The sequence below is a fragment of the Bacillus sp. F9_6S_D1_P_5 genome (assembly GCF_054823925.1).
In genome coordinates this window covers 138,239-156,079 of record NZ_JBTREW010000012.1, presented here as the reverse complement: position 1 = coordinate 156,079, position 17,841 = coordinate 138,239, and the positions used below count along the sequence as shown (strand labels likewise).

The 17,841-nt window shown below is 35.1% G+C and carries 14 protein-coding genes and 2 pseudogenes; 4 read left to right on the top strand and 12 right to left on the bottom strand.

The features are described 5' to 3' along the window. Positions 1-178 precede the first annotated feature (178 nt). Positions 179-382 (top strand): hypothetical protein, encoded by a 204-nt coding sequence (locus ACUXEY_RS16705; RefSeq protein WP_461301162.1) that lies wholly within the window; start codon positions 179-181, stop codon positions 380-382. A gap of 92 nt (positions 383-474) precedes the next feature. On the opposite strand, the gene ACUXEY_RS16700 is transcribed toward ACUXEY_RS16705, so the two are convergent. The 4 genes from ACUXEY_RS16700 to ACUXEY_RS16685 form a co-directional block, all read right to left on the bottom strand. After that, positions 475-3,564, bottom strand: coding sequence for an AAA family ATPase (locus ACUXEY_RS16700; protein ID WP_461301161.1), 3,090 nt, complete (start codon positions 3,562-3,564; stop codon positions 475-477). Further along, positions 3,561-4,718 (bottom strand): exonuclease SbcCD subunit D, encoded by a 1,158-nt coding sequence (locus ACUXEY_RS16695; protein ID WP_461301160.1) that lies wholly within the window; start codon positions 4,716-4,718, stop codon positions 3,561-3,563. The genes ACUXEY_RS16700 and ACUXEY_RS16695 overlap by 4 nt, the downstream gene beginning before the upstream one ends. Positions 4,719-4,733: 15 nt before the next feature. Continuing rightward, positions 4,734-4,973 (bottom strand): DUF2584 family protein, encoded by a 240-nt coding sequence (locus ACUXEY_RS16690; RefSeq protein WP_461301159.1) that lies wholly within the window; start codon positions 4,971-4,973, stop codon positions 4,734-4,736. Positions 4,974-5,156: 183 nt separating this feature from the next. Further along, a complete protein-coding gene (locus tag ACUXEY_RS16685) occupies positions 5,157-5,414 on the bottom strand; it encodes a hypothetical protein (protein ID WP_001145040.1) in 258 nt (85 codons plus the stop codon). A gap of 316 nt (positions 5,415-5,730) precedes the next feature. Between ACUXEY_RS16685 and ACUXEY_RS16680 the strand changes: the two genes are divergently transcribed. Further along, positions 5,731-6,786 carry an enoyl-CoA hydratase/isomerase family protein gene (locus tag ACUXEY_RS16680; protein WP_461301158.1) on the top strand — a complete coding sequence of 352 codons (1,056 nt, stop codon included), beginning with the start codon at positions 5,731-5,733 and terminating at the stop codon, positions 6,784-6,786. Positions 6,787-6,977: 191 nt separating this feature from the next. Beyond that, positions 6,978-7,610, top strand: a complete 633-nt coding sequence (locus ACUXEY_RS16675; protein WP_166704336.1) for a LysE family translocator — start codon at positions 6,978-6,980, stop codon at positions 7,608-7,610. A gap of 70 nt (positions 7,611-7,680) precedes the next feature. Here ACUXEY_RS16675 and ACUXEY_RS16670 read toward each other — a convergent pair whose 3' ends face one another. The 8 genes and pseudogenes from ACUXEY_RS16670 to ACUXEY_RS16635 all read right to left on the bottom strand — a co-directional run bounded on the left by ACUXEY_RS16670 (position 7,681) and on the right by ACUXEY_RS16635 (position 17,347). Beyond that, the gene (locus ACUXEY_RS16670) at positions 7,681-9,141 is read right to left on the bottom strand and encodes a CoA-acylating methylmalonate-semialdehyde dehydrogenase (protein ID WP_113741443.1); all 1,461 of its coding nucleotides are present in this window, start codon (positions 9,139-9,141) and stop codon (positions 7,681-7,683) included. Positions 9,142-9,177: 36 nt separating this feature from the next. After that, positions 9,178-10,068, bottom strand: a complete 891-nt coding sequence (locus tag ACUXEY_RS16665; RefSeq protein WP_166704335.1) for an NAD(P)-dependent oxidoreductase — start codon at positions 10,066-10,068, stop codon at positions 9,178-9,180. 16 nt (positions 10,069-10,084) lie between these two features. Next, the gene (locus tag ACUXEY_RS16660) at positions 10,085-11,794 is read right to left on the bottom strand and encodes an acyl-CoA dehydrogenase family protein (RefSeq protein ID WP_461301157.1); all 1,710 of its coding nucleotides are present in this window, start codon (positions 11,792-11,794) and stop codon (positions 10,085-10,087) included. A gap of 154 nt (positions 11,795-11,948) precedes the next feature. Further along, entirely contained in the window at positions 11,949-12,857 is a 909-nt protein-coding gene (gene prpB / locus ACUXEY_RS16655; protein WP_166704333.1) for a methylisocitrate lyase, read from the bottom strand. Positions 12,858-12,875: 18 nt separating this feature from the next. Continuing rightward, a complete protein-coding gene (gene prpD / locus ACUXEY_RS16650; protein WP_078419866.1) occupies positions 12,876-14,312 on the bottom strand; it encodes a 2-methylcitrate dehydratase in 1,437 nt (478 codons plus the stop codon). Between the two features lie 98 nt (positions 14,313-14,410). Beyond that, on the bottom strand, positions 14,411-15,532 hold the full coding sequence (gene mmgD, locus ACUXEY_RS16645) for a citrate synthase (RefSeq protein WP_461301156.1): 1,122 nt from the start codon (positions 15,530-15,532) through the stop codon (positions 14,411-14,413). Between the two features lie 414 nt (positions 15,533-15,946). Beyond that, a pseudogene (locus ACUXEY_RS16640) lies at positions 15,947-16,132 on the bottom strand (hypothetical protein). A 69-nt stretch (positions 16,133-16,201) separates the two neighbouring features. Next, complete coding sequence (locus ACUXEY_RS16635; RefSeq protein WP_461301155.1) at positions 16,202-17,347, bottom strand: MFS transporter; 1,146 nt, start codon at positions 17,345-17,347, stop codon at positions 16,202-16,204. Between the two features lie 237 nt (positions 17,348-17,584). On the opposite strand from ACUXEY_RS16635, the pseudogene ACUXEY_RS16630 reads away from it, so the two are divergent. After that, a pseudogene (locus ACUXEY_RS16630) lies at positions 17,585-17,839 on the top strand (hypothetical protein). Positions 17,840-17,841 lie beyond the last annotated feature (2 nt).

Sequence of the window (17,841 nt, the reverse complement as noted above, 5' to 3'; positions counted from 1 at the left end):
ACATAATACAATGTTAATATGTGCTCTATGTGAAGTTAGCATAAATTTATAATGAAGATTTTTCAAACAATTCACATCTAACTATATACTTCCTCTTAACACTATCCAGTGATTTTAACATATTTTAGGCATTTGTATATACTATCTACAAAATTAATGTCGATTAGGGGGAGTTCAAATGCCAACAACGTTACAGGAGGAAGTCGAGGAAGCACGTGAAACGTATGTCAGTCGTATCATATTAGTCAGTGGATCTACTTTATTTTTAGTAGGTGGAGTTATATCAGCAATTTCGGCTTTTAAAACTTATAATCGCTTGGAAAATACACCGCCTTCTCCAGATAACTTGTGGGTGAATTGTCTAATTCTGAATAACAAATAAATGCCACCTCTATAAAGAGATGGCATTTGTGTTTTATAAGTTCTATACTAGAAAATCGCAAACAATACTTTGAGCATGAATTATAATTGAACTTACTTCACCACAAACCTCGTCTGACTACACCCATCCTTCTGTTTCGTTACTTCTAATACAGCTGGCATTGCGTTTTTCAGCTCTTGAACGTGTGAAATGACACCGATAAATCGGCCTGATTTTTGTAAGTCAATTAAAGCATCAACTGCTTTTGTTAATGATTCCTCATCTAATGAACCAAAGCCTTCGTCGATAAACATCGTTTCGATGGAAATACCGCCTTCATATGCTTGAATGACGTCTGCCATTCCAAGCGCTAAGCAAAGTGATGCATTAAATTTCTCTCCGCCCGATAATGTTTTTACATCGCGTGTTTGGCCAGTGTATGCGTCGTATACATCTAATCCTAATCCACTTTGACGATTTCTCTTTTCAACTCGCTCACTTCGTTTTAAATAAAATTGTCCATTTGATAATTTACGTAATCGTTCGTTTGCAATTTGAACAATTTGTTCTAAATACTCTATTAAGATGTAACGTTCAAATGATATACGGCTTTCGTTATCACCTTTCATTACTTCATATAAATCAACAAGTTCTTGGAAAGCTTTTTCTTCCTCATGAATTTGCTCATCGATACGTCTAATATTTTCATGTAAATCAGAAATATATGTTACCGCATTTTGCGCACGTTGACGTTTTTCTTTAATAATATCAAGATTAATTTCTAAATCTTTTATATGTTCACCTAACGCGGTAATATCCATATACTCTTTATCTTTTAATTCAGCACGTAACTCTTGAATTTGTTTTGCAAGCACTTCAAGAGATGAATAATAACTTTGAATTTCTTTTTGTAACACCTCCATCTCGATATCACTTAATTTAGCTTCTTTATACGTAATTTGATTTGTAAATCCGCTCTGCTCAAGCTCTTTCATAAAGCGCGTAAAAGTCTCTTCTTTCTTCAATTTTGCACTTTCAAATTGATTAGAAGCACCTTTCTGTTCTGCTTGAATACGTATATTTTCATTTTGCCAATGTTGATACGCTTCCTGCACTTTCTTCCATTCGTCCTCCATTAACTTGAGTTCATGCATAGCTTGGTCAAACTGTACTTTCCAAGCTTGAACTGTTTGTAAGTTTTCAGGGATATTTTTCTTATCATGTTCATATGACGTACGAAGCTGCATACACTCTATTTCTATACGGTGCTGCTCTGTTTCTACCTCACGCTTTTGTTTCTGAAGTACATCTACTTTTTCTTCTACGCTTTTTATATTCACAGCAGTTTGCTTACGCGTTTCTTCGCTTGCTTTTAACGTATTCACTTCAGTTGCTAATTGTTTTCCCTTTTGAACAAGCGCACTATATGTTTCAGCTAATTCTTCCGAGTGATAGCCTCGCTTCTTAACTTCTTCTATTACCTGTTCATATTGAAGATGATAGAAATTCCATTTCTCCTCTAATTGAACATGTAATTTTTCAGCACTATTTTTCTTGTCTCTTAAATCATTTAACACTTTTTCATCGATCGCATCACTTTGCTCTGTAGCTTTTTTCGGATGGTTCGTACTACCACATACTGGACAAGATTCACCATCATGTAAATGAAGAGCTAATATACCAGCTTGTTCACTTAACCAGCGGCGTTCCATACTTTCATATGCATTTACTGCCAAATGCATCTTATTATACGCCGCTTCTTTTTCTTGCTCGAATTTTTGTTTTTCTTGCCAAACATCATATGCTTGCTTTAAAACTTTTGCATCTTCTCGCATATTCGTTAGTTCTTCTACTTTAGCTACATATTGCTCAAGTGCTCGTTCTAATTGCTGCAATTCACCAGACATTAACTGCTTTTGATTTGTATGCACTTCTAATTGTTTCTCTAAGTTTTGCATACTTTCTTTTAATTTCACTACTTGAACTTCTGCATTTTGTAAATTCAACTGTTTCTCAGCTAATGACGCAATAATCGGTTGTAACTCTTCTAATCTTTGAACGAGTTTTTTTGCATTTTCTCTCTCAGGTTCTTTATTCTTTACTGCTTCATATTTCTCCTGAGCAAGTTCAAAGCTCTTCGTTATATTTTCTTTTTTGGCGATTATTTGTTTTAACAAACTTTCAACTTTCTGCTCATTTTGCATTGCTTCTTCATACCATTGCTCAAATGGTACTAAGCGCTTCGCTTGTTCCGCTCGTTTAAAAGATGTTTCTTTCATTTCAATTACTGGACGGTTTTCTTGTAAAGTATTATATTTCTCATTCTTTTGTTGTAAATCTATAAATTTCTCATTTACAGATTTCGCTGCATGAAAACGAGTTTCAGCATCCTTTAATTGTTTCGTTTGAGCATCTTGTTCTACTTGTAATTGCTCCACCTCTGCCTTATACGCAGTTGTTTCTTGTTCTAATGCCTCTACTACTTGATGCGTATTTACATGTTCTTGTTCCACTAATGTCTCTAATAATGATCCATCACGAATTGGTAATTTAAAAACATTACGGAAATATAACTCTCGCTCTTTTTGCTTTTCTTGTAAGACGTCTTTCCATTGTTTTCGTTTTTGATCAAGTAACTCACGCATTAACTTATAACGATCTGTTTTAAAAATACGACGCAAAATTTCTTCTTTGTTTTCTGTTTCAGATGTTAATAATTTTCGGAATTCCCCTTGTGGTAACATTACAATTTGGCTAAACTGATGTTTACTTAAACCAATTAAATCTTCCACTTTTTTATTTACATCCGTAACATGGAAACGATCAACAGCTGGAACCTGCTCATCATCAATCACTTCATATAATTCTACTGCATGTCCCGTAATCGTCTTGTTCCCTTGTTTTTTATGTCCAAGTTGGCGTTTTATTTCATAATGCTTCCCTTTTAGCTGAAAGGTTAGTTCTACACTTGTATACACATTATCATCAGCAAATTGACTACGAAGCATGCTGGTATCACTACGTTCTTCTCCACTTGCTTCACCATATAATACATAACAAATCGCATCAAAAATCGTTGTCTTTCCAGCTCCCGTATTCCCAGAAATGGCGAAAATACGATGCTCTCCAAGATCATCAAAATCGATTACTTCTTTCTGTTTATATGGGCCAAATGCCGTCATAATAAGCTGAATCGGTCTCATCCTCGTTCACCTTCCCGTTCTTGCACTGTTTGTAATACTTCTACAAATAGACGTTCTTTCTCTTCTGATAACTCTAGGCCTTTCATTTCTTTATAAAAAGCCTTTAATAGTGATAAATCATCCGTTTTATGTCTTGAAACAGTTACTTCATTTGACTCTGTGAATTCTCGTCTTTGAATAGATCTTTCAACATGCATTGCATTTGGATATACAGAGCGTATTTTTTCCATTGGCTGCAAGACAGGATTTTCATCTAATAATTTTACAAACACGTAATCTTCACTTACTGGATGTTGTAATAATTCATCTATTTTCGCTTCTACTGTTCGCATTTTACGGCGTGGTGTAAGTAACCTTTTTTCAATTGTTACTTCACCTTGCTCGTCCAATTCCACAATATAATATCCTTTTTTATGTTTTTCTTCAGAAATAGAATATGCAAGTGGAGAACCTGAATATCGAATTGTCTCATTACGTACGAAATGCGCTTGATGTAAATGTCCAAGCGCTGTGTAATGAAACTTATCAAAATAATGACTATTTACGTATTCAGCACCACCAATTGAAAGTGGTCGTTCTGCATCACTTGTATTCTCCTCCGCTTCGCCCGCAGAAGTTACAAATGCATGACCAACAAAGACATGTCTTGCTTCTTGATCCATCGTTTCAGAAAGTTCATTCATAAAAATACGCATTGCATCATCATGAGAACGTACGTCTTCATTTTTCAATACATGTCTAACTATGCTTGGATCCGCATATGGAATGAGATGGAAGTGAACCTCACCATATTCATCATTTAATATAATTGGCTCATATGGAAATTGAAATTGGCCCACAATAAATAACCCTTGTTTCTTCATTAAACTACTTCCAAAATGAATGCGATCTGGACTATCATGGTTTCCAGCAACTGCAATAACTGGTGTTTGTAAATCAATCACTATTTTTTGTAAAACATCATTTAATAAGTCTACTGCTTCTGTAGGTGGAATTGCTCGGTCGTATAAATCACCTGCAATAATTACGGCATCTGGTTTTTCTTCCTCAACAGCTTGTACAAATTGATCTAATACAATCTTTTGATCTTCAGTCATATACACGCCATGAACAAGTTTTCCTAAATGCCAATCCGCTGTATGAAATAACTTCATATTTTCCTGCTCCTTTTAATTTACTGATTTAAGTGATACGAGTTGATAGTTTATTGTAGTTTTTCCGTTCTCCCACTCTAACTTTTGTATCATTGCACTACCAATTCTTTCTTCATTTGATTTATATAAAGGTAATATTTCTTCAACTGTAAATAAGTGATAACCATCCAATGTTAATTGAAATATGTTTTCTTCTATATGTAATCTTACTTCTTTTTCATTTGAAATAATTTTTGTGTGCATCTCAAATTTCATGTTAGATACAACCCCTTTTTCTAATCTCTACATTATTAATAGTATATTGGCAATGCAAGATTGACAAGTAAATACACGTTGAAGTGCTTACTTTTCTATTGCTATATGTTTTCTATTTTTATATAAAATACGGTATGTGAAATTTTATTAGTTTCAAAAATAAAAATGCCTCTTGCGACATCTTTATTTTTGTATAAAGTCTTTCATTACATAATATAAAACTGTAATGAAAACGATCGCTACAAAAAATGAAAATACTGCGACAATGTACCCATCCTTATTTAATAGAATGCAAAAAGAAATAGATATGATAAAAATCGGAAATACAAGTCGTACTTTATCCTTCACTTCCTCTGTCGTATCTGTATGATGAAAATACTGGGTTATTCCTATCATTAAAGAAGACAAAATAATCACCGACAATAGTAAAGGTACTGGCATTCCGATTTCTCCTTTCTCTATTTCTAATGAAAAGCAATTTTACTTACATTATTATCACTTCAAATACTCTTTCCGAAGTGATTTTGTACAATTTACACATATATAATAGCGTGTTTATCATGATAACTTCAAATAATTACAATTACAGTAATGTTGTAATATTCATTTTCAACCTCCAAAATCCTGCAAATATAACTCGTCAAAATATGCGGTGTACAAATTAACATGTACCGCCAACTTTAGACAAAATTTAAAAAGGACATTTCAGTACGTATCAAGAATTAAGAATAAGAAGATATGTAAGGGAGGATGAATTATGACTGAACACGTTTTATTTTCTGTTAGTGAAAACGGAGTTGCATCAATTACTTTAAATCGCCCAAAAGCACTTAATTCTTTATCTTATGACATGTTGCAACCAATTGGGCAAAAACTGAAAGAGTGGGAACATGATGAGCGAATTGCGCTTATCGTATTAAAAGGCGCTGGTACAAAAGGTTTTTGTGCAGGCGGCGACATTAAAACTCTTTATGAAGCACGTTCAAATGAAACTGCACTGCAGCATGCGGAACGTTTCTTTGAAGAAGAGTATGAAATTGATACATATATTTATCAATATAAAAAACCGATCATCGCTTGTTTAGATGGGATTGTAATGGGTGGTGGTGTCGGTCTTACAAATGGTGCGAAATATCGAATTGTAACAGAGCGTACAAAATGGGCAATGCCAGAGATGAATATCGGATTCTTCCCAGATGTCGGTGCTGCTTATTTCTTAAATAAAGCTCCAGGTTTTGCTGGCCGATATGTTGCTTTAACAGCATCTATTTTAAAAGCTTCTGACGTATTATTTATAAACGCTGCTGATTACTTTATGACATCTGATTCATTACCAAATTTCCTTACTGAACTTGAAAGTGTTAATTGGCATAAAGAAAATGATGTACATACTAATTTAAAAGAAATTATTCGTACATTTGCAACTGCTCCAAACTTAGACAGCGAGCTTGCTCCTTCATTAGAAGAAATGAATTCTCATTTTGCCTTCGATACAATTGAAGAAATCATCCATTCATTGGAGAAAGACCAAAGTTCCTTTGCTTTAAAAACGAAAGAAACACTATTATCCAAATCCCCTGTTTCATTAAAAGTAACATTAAAACAGTTTATCGATGGACAAGGTAAGTCCGTTGAAGAATGTTTCGCTACCGACCTTGTACTTGCTAAAAATTTCATGAGACATGCAGATTTCTTCGAAGGAGTCCGCTCTGTTGTCGTTGATAAAGATCAAAACCCGAATTATAAATATAAGCAGTTAAGTGATGTTTCAGAAGAGGATGTAAATCGATTCTTTAACTTACTTAACGCATAAGTGGTGAGTTACCCCTTACCAATCGCCCGTTCATTCGGGATAAACCTGAGGCTATATAGTCATGTAATTACATGACTATATAGCCTCTTTCCTATTTAATAATTTTTAATAAAATTTAATTTTATTAAATCGAAATATGTGCTACACTATTTTTAATCAAATATTCTAAAAATAAAAAAGGAGGAGCGACTATGATTGAAAATTTTTTTCTTTTCATCATTATGTCTATTTGTCTTATTATTTTACCCGGTCCAGATACAGCAATGGCCACGAAAAACACATTAGTTGCCGGTAAGGTGGGCGGAGTAAAAACAGTGTTCGGCACATGTATTGCACTTTTGATTCATACGTTAGCAGCAGTAATCGGACTATCCGCACTTATTGTAAAGTCAGCTCTTTTATTCTCTATTTTCAAGTACGTTGGAGCTCTATATTTAATTTATATTGGTATTAAAGCCCTTTTAGCAGTAAGAAATAAAGAAGGCGTTGATACGAGCGATTTATCTTTGAATAATGTAGATGAACATACTTCTTGCTTTCGCCAAGGTTTTCTTACGAATTTATTAAACCCTAAAGTTGCAGTTTTCTTTTTAACGTTTTTACCGCAATTTTTAAATCCAAATCATAATACGTTTATCCAACTTCTCGTAATGGGCCTTACTTATCTCGTATTAACAGTTATTTGGTTCGCTTTTTATATATTTTTAATTGATAAAATTAGTGCTTTTATGAAGAAACCGAAGACGCAACGTTATATTCAAGGGTTAACGGGAATCGTCTTAATTGGTTTTGGTATTAAACTTGCTTTCGAAAAAAGTAATTAACAAAACGAAAACCACCACTATTTCTAGTGGTGGTTTTCGTTTAATAAGTGATTTGACTGTTTACTCTTTATTAAAACCAGCGCTCAGTTACAACTTTTTTACGTGTATAGAATTGAACGCCATCTGTACCATTTGTACCTAAATCACCAAAGAATGAAGCTTTATTTCCTGCAAATGCGAAGAATGCCATTGGTGCTGGAACGTTTACGTTTACACCGATCATACCAGCATCGATATTATCACGGAACGTTTGTGCATGCTTACCATTTGACGTATAAATTACCGCACCATTTGCAAATTTAGATTGATTTGTTAGTTTAATACCTTCTTCTAAATCTTTAACACGTACAATGCTTAATACTGGAGCAAAAATCTCATCTTGCCAAATTTTCATTTCTTGATTTACACCATCAAAGATTGTCGCACCTACAAAGTAACCTTCTCCAACTTCTTCCTTAATTTTACGGCCATCTACTAATAAAGTAGCTCCATCTGCTACACCGCTATTAATATAGCCTAATACACGCTCTTTATGAGATTCACGAATTAATGGTCCAACATAGTTATCTTCGTGGAAACCATCACCTACTTTTAATTTCTTCGTCTCTGCTACTAGTACGTTGATGAATTCATCAGCAATTTCATCAACTACTGCTACTACTGAACATGCCATGCAGCGCTCTCCACTACTTGCGAATGCAGACCCAATTACACCTTGCACTGTTTTCTCAAGATTGCAATCTGGCATTACAATCGCATGGTTTTTCGCACCAGCTAACGCTTGTACACGTTTCCCATGTTTCGTACCTGTTTCATATACGTAACGAGCTACCGGCTCAGATCCAACGAATGAAACAGCTTGAATATCTTTATTTTCTAAAATGCTATTTACAACATCTTTGCCGCCTTGTACTAAATTTAATACCCCTTTTGGGAAACCAGCTTCATAGAATAACTCTACAAGTCGCTCTGCTAAAAGTGGCGTTCTTTCAGATGTTTTTAATACGAACGTATTACCGCAAGCAATTGCAAGTGGGAACATCCATAATGGAATCATCATTGGGAAGTTAAATGGTGTAATACCAGCAACAACTCCAATTGGATAGCGCCAAATTGATCCATCAATGCCGCTAGCAATATTCGGTAGAGCTTGTCCCATCATTAAATTTGGCGTAGATGTTGCAAGTTCTACTGCTTCAATACCACGCTGTACTTCACCAGTTGCATCCGTTAATGTTTTACCATTTTCGAGCGTAATGATTTTAGCAAGCTCTTCTTTGTTTTCCTGTAAAAGCTGTAAATATTTATACAATTGTCTTGAACGATTCGGAACTGGTACTTTAGACCATGTTTCATATGCTGCTTTTGCCGCTTCAACAGCTTTTTCAACATCTTCTTTCGGAGATAGCGGAACGTAAGCGATAATTTTTCCAGTCGCCGGATTTGGAACTGCTTCTACTTCTGTACCAGTAGATTCTACCCACTCACCATTAATATGATTTTTTACTCGTTTAATTTCAGTTGTAATCATTATATTCTCTCCTTTTTTATGATGTTTATAAATCTATTATTTTTGATTAGAAATTAATTGTTCACTAACTTTCTTATATAAAGCAGCCATATCGTTTTCACCATACCCAGCTTCACTTGCTTCTTCATATACATTCAATAGCATTTCGCTTACCGGTAAGTGAAGTTCGCTTTCTTTCGCTAAATCTACTGCAAACCCCAAATCTTTCTTTAATAAATTCACAGTAAAGCCTGGCTCATAGTTTTCTGATGCAATAAAACTTTTATAATTGCGCTCATAAATTCTACTTTGACCGTAACTTACATTTAAAATATCAAACATTTTATCTAAATCCATATCGTTCTTTTTCGCTAATGTTAAAGCTTCACTCACACCAGCTGTATAAAAACCAATTAATAGATTATTAATTAATTTAACTGTTGTACCACTATCAATCTTCTCACTAACATGGAAAATGTTCGCGCCTAGTACGCCCATGATAGATTCCGTTTTCTCATATACATCTTTTGATCCACCAACCATAAACGTTAATGTACGGTTTTCGGCTCCAATTACCCCACCACTAACAGGTGCTGCTAAAAAGTCTACTTTCTTTTCCTTGGCAGCTTCTTCTAACTGTTTGTTTAATTGTGGAGATACAGTACTTGTATCAATTAAAACTACATTCGAATGACTATTTTCAAATAATCCTTCTTCCCCAAAATAAACTGCTTCAACAGCACGAGGTGAAGGTAAACTTGTAAAAATCACATCGCATGTTTCTGCTAGCTTTGAGATTGATAAGCCAATAATTCCTCCTTCACTTTCAAAGGAAGCTTCAGCCTCCTTATTTAAATCCACACCGTATACTGTGTAACTTGATTTAACTAAATTTTTAGACATCGGAAGACCCATGTTACCTAAACCGATAAAACCAATCTTTTTCATATCGCTTTCCTCCTATTTACACAATATACTTTCCGCGATTTATAATAGCTTTCGCAATCTCTCTCTTTTTTGTAAATACGTTCGTGTATAAAGGCACTAATAATTGACGAATTTCAGCTAAAATCACATGTCGATCTTGTTCTTCTGTAACAGCCGCTGAAAGTATAGAAATCGCCGCTTCTTCTACTTTGCGATAGCCTTCTTCACAAATAACGTCAGTTATCATTTGTTTCGTACGCTCTTTCTCTTCACCATTTTTACTAATGGCTTTACTCGTACGTAAAAATGCTGATTCCATGACGTACACGTCCGTTAACATATTTGATAATACACGTGAATATTCTTGCTCTTGATCAATTTTTAAACCTGGAGTTTTAGAGAGCGTTTTCAAAGATTGTTTCAACAATTTTTTCGCTAATAAAATGTAACGGTGGTTCCTTTCAACATTTGCTACATCCACTTCTACTTCAGTATCTTCAATTTGTTCCATTTGCTTCATTAACATTTTAGCAACTGTTAATCTATTAATTTCATTCGTACCTTCAAAAATACGACTAATTCTAGCATCACGATATAATCGTTCTACTTCGTACTCTTGCATATAACCGTAACCACCATGAATTTGTACAGCTTCATCTACGATATGACCTAGTGTTTCAGAAGCATTTACTTTATTAAGTGCACATTCAATTGCAAATTGAGACATTTTCTTCATAAGATCTTCATCACTCTCATGAATTGCTTCATCAATTACACCTGCTGTACGGTAGGCTGCACTTTCTGCTCCATATGTAGCAATAATCATATTTGCAATTTTCTCTTGAATCATCGTAAAATCTACTAATTCCGTTTGGAACTGTTTTCGCTCTTTTCCATATTGAACCGACAAACCAATTGCTTGTTTTGCTGTTCCAATATTTCCAAAAGCAAGCTTTAGTCTAGCAAAGTTTAGAATATTAAGAGCTACGTGATGCCCTTTCCCAACTTCCCCTAAAACATTTTCAGCAGGGATGACAACATCTTCTAAAATAAGAGTAGCCGTTGAAGAACCTTTAATCCCCATTTTCTTTTCTTCTAGTCCAATAGATACACCTTCACATGTTCTTTCGACAATAAATGCTGTCATTCCTTTATTTGTCTTCGCAAAAACAACGTATACATCTGCCATATGAGCATTTGTAATCCACTGCTTTTCACCATTTAACTTCCAAGCAGTACCATCTTCATTTAATACTGCACTCGTTTTTGCACTTAAAGCATCCGAACCAGCATTCGACTCAGTTAAAGCATAAGCCCCAATCCATTCTCCAGACGCAATTTTCGGCAAATATTTTTCTTTTTGTTCTTTCGTTCCGTAATATATGTAAGGCAATGTACCTACACCTGCGTGTATATTAAATGAAACGCTAAATGCACCAGCGTATCCCATTTTTTCTGCTACAAGTCCTGAAACTGCCTTTCCTAACTCAAATCCACCGTAATCTTCTGGAACCTCGATACTTAATAATCCAAGCTCTCCAGCTTTCTCAAATAATTGTCGAGAAACTTTATAGTTATGTTGTTCAATATTCTCCATTTGTGGAACAATTTCTTGTTTAACGAATTGTTCTGTCGTTTTTGCGATTAAATCTTCATCTCCTGAAAAATCTTCTGGCGTAAAGAAAGTATGATTCACATCTTTATTAAGTGAAAAAAATTCATCCCACGGTAACTTCGTTTTCTCCATCTGAATCCCCCTATCATTTCGGCCTTACATGCTACTACGTATGCTCGTCTACGATGAGTGGAATTTCTTATTTTTGAAAACAGAAGGCGATGAATTTTCACATCAAGCAGTTCGTTTTGCCAAAGATGTATTCTCATCGCCTTAGTTGTTTTATCTATTGATCCTCTGATAATACGGTTTTTGCAATTCCTGTATCTAATTCTTCAAAGTCATGATATGAAATTGTTTCATATAACTCACTTCTCGTTTGCATATTTGAAAGTGCATCTTTTTGAGAACCTGTTTCTTTAATTAAAGTAAACACATTTTCATACGCTTTCGCTGCAACACGAAGTGAAGTTACAGGATAAATAACCATTTGGAAGCCCATATTCGCAAATTCCTCTGCACTATAATACGGCGTTTTCCCAAATTCAGTCATATTCGCAAGTAAAGGTGCATTTACTTTACTATTAAATAGACGGAACTCTTCTTCTGATTGAAGTGCTTCAGGGAATATCGCATCTGCACCTGCTTTTACATAAGCGTTCGCTCTATCGATCGCTTCATCTAAGCCCTCTACACCGCGAGCATCTGTGCGCGCTACAATATATAAGCTTGGTGCAACTTCTTTAATCGCTTTAATCTTTTGAACTAACTCTTCTGTCGTAACGAGTTTCTTACCATTTAAATGTCCACATTTCTTTGGTAGTTGTTGATCTTCAATTTGAACAGCTGCAACTTTCGCTTCTACCATTTCTACCGCTGTTCTCGCTACGTTTAATACACCACCAAACCCTGTATCAATATCAACAAGAACTGGTAAATCTGTAGCTCTTACTAGGTCCTTTGCTCTCTCTGCTACTTCAGTAGACGTCACGATTCCTAAATCAGGTAGTCCTTTACTTGCAGTATAAGCAGCTCCTGATAAATAAAGAGCTGAGAATCCTGTATTTCTCGCAACTAAAGCTGCCATTGCGTCATGAGCACCTGGAATTTGCAAAATTTCATTTGCTTCTACTAAAGCTCGGAAGCGATTCGCAAGCTCCTCTTGTGTTGACTGTTTATTCACAACCCAAGCCATTCTAAATTCCCCCTATTATTAAATTAAGAATAGATCTACAAATTCGTTTACATTCATATTTTCTAGCTTCTCTTCATTTAAACAAGCTTCATGAATTTGTTCTTGTTGCTTACTAGAATAATGACCTGCCATATTTGCAGTGAATTTTTGAACAACTTTTGGAATTGCTTCGTCTCTACGGAAACGGTGACCAAGTGGATATTCACATTCCACGTTTTCTGTTACAGTGCCATCTTTGAAATGAACTTGAACAGCGTTGGCGATTGAGCGCTTGTTCGGGTCAAGATAGTCTAAACTGTACTGTTTGTTTTCAACAACGACCATCTTATTACGTAATTCATCTACACGTGGATCATTTGCTACTACATCTTCATAATCGTCCGCAACGATATCTCCTTTTAATAAACCAATTGCCGTAATGTACTGTAAACAATGATCACGATCAGCTGGATTATTTAATGGACCCTCTTTATCAATAATACGAATTGCAGATTCGTGAGTTGTAATTGTAATACGGTCAATTTCATCTAATCTTTCTTTAATTTCTGGATGTAATTTCACAGCACATTCTGCAGCTGTTTGTGCATGGAATTCTGCTGGATATGAAACTTTAAATAATACATTTTCCATTACATAAGACTCTAGTGGTCTTGCTAATTTTAATTCTTGTTTATTGAATAATACATCTTGGAATCCCCATCCTGGTGCAGATAATGCTGTTGGATAACCCATTTCACCTTTTAGAGCAGTCATTGCAAGATGAACACCGCGGCTCGTTGCATCACCTGCTGCCCATGACTTACGTGATCCTGTATTTGGAGCATGACGATATGTACGAAGACTAGAATTATCAATCCACGCATGTGATAATGCATTAAAGATTTCTTCACGTGTTCCGCCAAGCATTTTTGCAACTACAGCGGTTGTTGCTACTTTTACATATAATACGTGGTCAAGACCAACGCGGTTTAAGCTGTTTTCTAAAGCAAGTACACCTTGAATTTCATGTGCTTTAATCATCATTTCTAATACTTCACGTACTTTTAACGGTTCTTTTCCTTCTGAAATACGAACACGGCTAATATAATCTGCCACTGCTAAAATGCCGCCTAAGTTATCAGATGGATGTCCCCACTCTGCTGCAAGCCAAGTATCGTTATAGTCTAACCAACGGATCATACATCCGATATTAAATGCACCCTTCACTGGATCAAGTACATATGACGTACCAGGTACACGTGTACCATTTGGCACGATTGTTCCTGGTACAACTGGCCCTAATAATTTCGTACACTCTGGATATTGTAGTGCTAAAATTCCGCATCCAAGTGTATCAAGTAATACGTAACGAGCAGTACTGAATGCTTCTGCACTAGTTACCTCTTTATTTAATACATAATCCGTAATCTCTTCTAATAATGCATCTTTTTGTTTAATTTCATTTGTTTTAATCATGCTATTCTTCCCTTTCTGTCGAAAATTCGTTATTATTAATGATGGGTGTCGGTCAAACACCCATCCGGCGGGCGGCGCTAACAACTCCCCAGTTGTTCTTATTTACTAAGTACATGTCGCTCGCCAATGTAATTTACACGTGGACGGAACAATCGATTGTTCGTATGTTGTTCAATTACGTGCGCACATAGTCCTACTGTTCTAGAGCTAAAGAAGATTGGTGTGTAAAGTTGAATTGGAATACCAAGCATCCAATATACTGGAGCTGCATAATAATCAAGGTTCGGATAAATTCCTTTTTCCTTCTCCATAATCTTTTCTCCAGCTTCACACATTTCATATAGTGTATAATCACCTTTTACATCACATAACTGCTTTAAAGCTTCCTTCATCATAAGTGCTCTTGGATCCATTTTCTTCATATAAACACGGTGTCCAAAGCCCATAATTTTTTCTTTGTTATATAATTTCTTCTGTAACAACTCTTCAAACTTCTCAACATTACCAGCTTCTAAAAGCATGTACATAACTGCTTCGTTCGCACCGCCATGTAAGCTACCTTTTAAAGATGCAACCGCACCTGTTAAAGCACCATATAAGTCGGATTGCGTAGAGGCAATAACGCGCGCTGTAAATGTAGAGTTTGGCATTTCATGTTCACTATATAAAACAAGGGAACGATCAAAGATCTTCTCCTCAAGTTCAGTTGGTTTTTTACCTGTTAACATATAGAAGAAATTTGCGCTATACGATAATTCCTTAAGAGGTTCAATTGGATCCTCATTGTTTAAAATATGATAGCTATTTGCTACAATGTTTGGTACTTTACTTAATAGCTTGTACCCTCGGCTTTTATTCACTTCTAAAGAGCGGTTTTCGATGTCATTATCGTAACCAGCTAATGCGGACACACCTGTACGTAACCCATCCATAGGGTGCGTTTCTTTCGGCAATGCTTTTAATACGTTAAATACACCTTCTGGTACCGCATATTCTTCTTTTAATTTCTTTTCAAGTGCTATTTTTTCATCCTTATTTGGTAGATGTTCTTCCAATAAAAGGTGCACAATGTCTAAATACTCTTTTGTTTTTGAGAGTTCGATTAAATCATACCCTTGAATTACAATTTCACCTTTCACTGTGTCAAGAAACGAGATTTTCGTCTCCGCTGCCACTATACCATCTAATCCCGGGGAAAATTTTTCTTCAGCTTTCATCATTATTTCCTCCAATCCTAATAGATCTTCGTGCACATAACTGTAAGCCTTTACAATACTGTGAAACTACATTTCTATTTCAATGTATCAGAGTTTTTAGAAGATTTCAATTTATTTTATAATGATAAGTTTCCTATACTTTTACCGATGTAACAATACAATTTTTCAAAAATAATTTTCATATTTTATAAAGAAAGGACAGACTTCTTTTTAACTTTTATTAAAACAAAATATAAGGATGATTCAAAAATTCCTGCTAAATATATCATTCTTCCAATTTTTTTAAGAAAATAATAAAAACGAGTTGTACACATTTACAACTCGTTTCTACATGATATTTATTTCACTATCTCTTCAATATAATTTTCATATAAAACTTATTTATTTTTAAAAAAGTTATTATTTTACATAATTAAATTAAATTTCTTTCATTTTCTCGAGGTAACCTTCAACTAAATGATAGTTTTGAAAGTACCAAAGTTCATCAACATCCCCTAAAAATAGAATGACTTCTTACTCAACTGACACAATTTCCCCATCTGGTTTCTTAGAAACTATCCCTAAAGAATATCCATGCTGCATTGAATTACAATCATGTTATATTCGTAATTATTCCTTAAACCATTGTAGAGCGTCATGTTCAATTGAAATTCTCATCTTTTTTACTCCCGTTTACGCAAATTCTTTTTTACCTAATCGCTGTTTTACAAAAATAACAAAAATAATGAAAGCAATTAATCCTGAAATTGCACTACCTGCAAATAAAATACGGTAACCAAACATTTGCGAAACAACTCCAAGTAAAATCGCACCAAGTCCAATCCCTAAATCAAATGCGGTAAAGAATGAAGCGTTAGCGACCCCTCTTTTACTCGGATCAACAATTGTAAGCATCGCTGCTTGCAATGCCGGCTGTGCGGAACCGAATCCAACACCGTATAATGCAGCGGCGATAACTACACCCATTAAACTATGTGAAATCGTTAATACAACTATTGCGATGATAGTAATGCATAGTGCCGGGAGTATGATAAATACTTCCCCATACTTATCTAATAGTTTTCCTGAAACTGGTCTGATAATTGTTAAAGAAACTGCATATACAAGAAAGAATGTCCCAGGATTCACATCAATTGACGATGCAAATAGCGGTAAAAATGTCGTAATCCCTCCATATGCAAATGATAAAAAGAAAACAACAATCGTAATGGATAGAACGGACTTTTCAAACAACTGCATTTTTCCTTTTTCTTTTTGTGGTGTGAATGGTATTTTCGTGATGAACGATAATAACACTGCCACAAAGGATAAAAGAGTTGCTAACAAGAATAGGCCGTGAAATGAATAATTTTGTACAACCGATAATCCAATCATTGGGCCAATTGCCATCGCAATTGTCATAGCCATACCGTACCATCCCATACCTTCACCACGGCGCGAATCTGGAATAATATCAGTTATCGCTGTTCCAACAGCTGTTGTAGAGACAGCCCAAGTTACCCCGTGAATAACACGTAAAACAGCTAGCAGGACAATAGTGGACGCTAAATTATAAGAATACATCGTTAACCCAAAAAAGATGAGTCCGAAAATAATAAAAGATCTTCTACCATATTGATCTAACATTCCTCCAATAATCGGTCGTATTACAACTGCTGCAATTGTAAACATCCCCATCATAAGTCCAACTTGTGATTCATTACCACCAATTTCTTTAATAAAGAGCGGGAGCGTTGGAACAAGTAAATAAAATCCTGTAAATAAAAATAACATTGCGAAAGTCATTTGAATAAATGATTTCGTCCATAATCGTTCCATTAAAATTCCTCCATAAACACGTATATTCTTGCAATTAACACCTCCATTTTACATTTTCTTAGTTCCTTTTCCCTCCGTAAATAGATGTATCTTTTTATAATAAATGGTCCACCATGAATTTAAATTGGTCTTACAACTTTATACATATACATTAGCCTAAAGTCCTATCTATATGTACCTTTACACGCGTGAATAGAATATACTACTTTATTATCACAACTTAGGAATGATTATGTTATGTGGGTATCTTTAAGAGTAACAGCCGTCGTTCCTTCGACTCCTGGGATACACGTTCCAGCCGTCCATACAGCTAGTTCCGATGTATGAATTGAACTTCCTACAACTTGGCAACAATATCAAATTCCAGGTCAAGTTACTCCCTCATTTTGGCATCATGGCGCACATCCAAGTAGTACTATCTTTCAAAGCCAAAGTTATCCTCCACTACCTCAGGCTCAAGTTTTTTATCATTCTCCTTCTATTTATTCCTAAAA